The organism is Mesorhizobium sp. M7A.F.Ca.CA.004.12.1.1, assembly GCF_003997835.1.
Lineage (GTDB): Bacteria > Pseudomonadota > Alphaproteobacteria > Rhizobiales > Rhizobiaceae > Mesorhizobium.
The window spans coordinates 1-3,133 of the sequence record NZ_RZRK01000711.1 but is presented as its reverse complement, the minus strand read 5'-3'; the positions used below and the strand labels follow the sequence as shown (position 1 = coordinate 3,133).

At 63.8% G+C, this 3,133-nt stretch carries 3 protein-coding genes and 1 pseudogene; all 4 read right to left on the bottom strand.

All coding sequences use genetic code 11. The features are described 5' to 3' along the window. Window positions 1-423 (bottom strand): annotated as a pseudogene (locus EN984_RS28185) (molecular chaperone DnaJ); the annotation flags it as partial. After that, the gene (locus tag EN984_RS28180) at window positions 423-1,154 is read right to left on the bottom strand and encodes a VWA domain-containing protein (protein ID WP_164749086.1); all 732 of its coding nucleotides are present in this window, start codon (window positions 1,152-1,154) and stop codon (window positions 423-425) included. The gene EN984_RS28180 and the pseudogene EN984_RS28185, both read right to left, overlap by 1 nt. An 84-nt stretch (window positions 1,155-1,238) precedes the next feature. After that, window positions 1,239-1,676 carry a DUF1489 family protein gene (locus EN984_RS28175; protein WP_013531780.1) on the bottom strand — a complete coding sequence of 146 codons (438 nt, stop codon included), beginning with the start codon at window positions 1,674-1,676 and terminating at the stop codon, window positions 1,239-1,241. A gap of 76 nt (window positions 1,677-1,752) precedes the next feature. Further along, window positions 1,753-3,133, bottom strand: a 1,381-nt coding sequence (locus tag EN984_RS28170; protein ID WP_127384114.1) for an L-serine ammonia-lyase, incomplete at its 5' end; no start/stop codon positions are given.

Below are 3,133 nucleotides of genomic sequence, written 5' to 3'. Positions count from 1 at the left end.
CTGTCGGCTCTCCGGGTCGCTGGAGAGTTCGCGGTAGAGGTGTTGCAATTCCGCCAGCCCCATCGCGCCAAGCATCTTGCCTTCGTGGCGGCCAGCCAGGACCAGTCCTTCGAGGCCGCCGGTATCGTGATCGAGCTCCATTTCCAATGCCGCCGTGCGCACCGTCGAGCGTTTGCCCGGGGCAAGGCCGGCCGGCTGGCCTTTCATTCGCATGGAACCATACCAGGCAATTGCCCCGGTGAGAATCATGCCGCCGATGCCTTCACGGCCGACCACAAGCACGGCGACGCCGACAACTGCCAGAAGAGCCGGCCCGAGCGTTCGCAGCGTGCTCGCCAGTTTCGCCGGCTCGGCACGCAGAAAGATCGTCACCGCGCCGAGAAGCAGCAGAAGCAACGCTACAAAAGCGATGATTGCGCCCATTATTTTCCGCCGCCCCGCAGATGCTCGATCATCAGCCGGTCTTCCGGCCTGCCCCTGGCTTCGAGCGCCTTCAACCCGCCGGTCGCATACACGGCGACGGCCGAAAGCAGCCCTGCCAAGGTCGCGGCAGCCCGCCGATCAAATCGGAACCAAGCCCCCTTGGAAAGCCGCGCAATCTCTTTGAACGCCTTTTCCGCGCCGGAATCATGGCCTTCCTGAAACACGAAGACAGGAACGCCATGAAGGCCGAGGCTGCCGGCCTTTTCGGCCAGATCGTCGATATTCTCTTCCATCGCGTCGCCGATGTAGACCAGCGCATTGACCTTGGCGGCCGCCGTCTGTTTCAGCGCATGCGTCAGGACCTTTCCGATCTGGGTGTGGCCGCTGCGGCATTCGATCCGCGTCATCAGCTGCTTCAAGGCATTGGTGTCGCTCACGAAAGCCGACGAACGGCACTCGCCGAGGCCGCGAAAATAAACCAGTTGCACGCTGAGGGTTCCGGCCTTGCCGACTGCGTCGAACATCTGGCCCTGCAGCGTGCAGGCCAGATCCCAGGTCGGCTGGCGGCTCATCGTCGCGTCGAGGGCAAGGATCAGCCTGCCCGAACCGGTCGCCGACGCGGCAAGTGTCCTCGCCTGACGAATGAAGGCGTCGATCTCGCCGGCGTTGGATTGAGGCTTGACCGGCGCAGGACTGGTCCTCGCTGGCACAGGCTGCTTCTTATCACTCATGAAAAACAAGATGTGGCGTTGCCACATCGCTTGCAAGCCCCACATCGGGCGGTGCAAAGGGCCAGGCGGTGATGCCACCTGGGGTCAGAGCAGACCGAGATCGGCCAGCTCGCGCCTGAGTTTCGGCGGCATCTCGATCAATCCGGCCTTGCCCTTGCCCAGATCGAGCGGCGCGTCCGCCGGTTTCAGGTAGCGCCAGCCCTGAAAAGCCCGGCGCGGCTGCCAGTCGGTGCGTACAACCTCGGGGTCGAGTATCAGATGGCAACGGCCTATGCCTTCACTGTCGGTGAACGGCCGGATTTCGGTGATCAACTGGCGGCACTGCACATTGCCTTTGATCACCCAATAGAGCGAACCGCCATCGGTAACCTCGGCGCCGCGTGTCGGCATCATGCGGGTGGTGTGATACTGCTCGACCGGCTCACCGGCGCGCCGCCGCTCGTCGAGGCGGAAGGCGATCCACTCTTCGAGATCCTCGACGCTGTCGCAGCCGACACAGAGTTTTATGAGATTGAGAGACATCGCTTAAGGTTAGTCCCGCACGCGAACGCGTCAACGACCGGATCGACTTCTCCACAGCGGCGGTTTAGGCCAGCCTTCAGCACTCCACGACGTTGACTGCAAGCCCGCCAAGGCTGGTTTCCTTGTACTTCTCGTTCATGTCGAGGCCGGTCTGGCGCATGGTCTCGATCGCCGCATCGAGCGGTACGAAATGGATGCCGTCGCCCTTGATGGCCAGCGACGCGGCCGTCACCGCCTTGACCGCGCCCAGCGCATTGCGCTCGATGCACGGCACCTGAACCAGACCACCAACCGGATCGCAGGTCATGCCGAGATGATGTTCGAGCGCGATCTCGGCGGCATTCTCGACCTGTTCGGGCGTACCGCCCATGACGGCGCACAGGCCCGCTGCGGCCATCGCCGACGCGGAGCCTACCTCACCCTGGCAGCCGACCTCGGCGCCCGAGATCGATGCGTTGGTCTTGATGATGCCGCCAACGGCGGCAGCCGTCAGCAGGAAATCACGAATGCTCGGCTGGTCCGCCTCGGGATGGAAATGCAGCCAGTAGCGCAGCACCGCCGGCAGCGTGCCGGCAGCGCCATTGGTCGGCGCGGTGACCACGCGGCCGCCGGCGGCATTTTCCTCGTTCACGGCCATGGCGTAGATCGACAGCCAGTCATTGGCGAGCAAAGGATTGGGCTTGTTCTGCTGCCACTGCTCCTGCAGCTTATCGTGCAGCATGCGGGCACGGCGGCGCACCTTCAGCCCACCCGGCATGATGCCATCCTGCGACAGGCCACGGTCGATGCAGCCCTTCATGGCGCTCCAGATTCCGTCGAGGCCGGCGTCGAGCTCCTCGCGCGTCATCTGCGTTTCCTCGTTGACGCGTTTCATGTCGGCGATGGAAAGACCGCTTTTGCCGGCCATGGCCAGCATCTCGACCGCATTCTTGAACGGATAAGGCACTTTCTTGCCTTCGGTTGTCACCGAACCCTTGGCTTTCATCCGCTGCAGTTCTTCTTCGGAAACCACGAAGCCGCCGCCGATCGAATAATAGATCCGCTTGAGCAGCAGGCGGCCGCCGGCGTCATAGGCGTAGAACGCCATGCCGTTGGCGTGACCGGTGAGCGGCGTCTTGCGGTCCAGCACCAGATCGGTGGCCGGATCAAAGCGATAGGAGGGATGGCCGGGCGGCGAAATGCGCTTTTCGGCGGCGATGCGGCTGGCAATGCCATCGGCCTGGTCGGGATCGACCGTCTGCGGCGTCAGACCGGCAAGGCCGAGCATGACGGCGCGATCACTGCCGTGGCCAATACCGGTGTAGGCGAGTGACCCGTGCAGGCTTGCGCCAAGCCGGTCGACCTTGACGCCCGCCGGACGCGGCCAGTCATTTCCCGCGACCTCGTCGAGAAACCGCGCAGCGGCGGTCATCGGCCCCATCGTGTGCGAACTCGACGGTCCTATGCCGATCTTGAAC

Bases quoted from the DNA above. Each gene is read 5' to 3' on its own strand.
- EN984_RS28180 (WP_164749086.1), bottom strand. From the start codon at position 1,154: ATGAGTGATAAGAAGCAGCCTGTGCCAGCGAGGACCAGTCCTGCGCCG.
- EN984_RS28175 (WP_013531780.1), bottom strand. From the start codon at position 1,676: ATGTCTCTCAATCTCATAAAACTCTGTGTCGGCTGCGACAGCGTCGAG.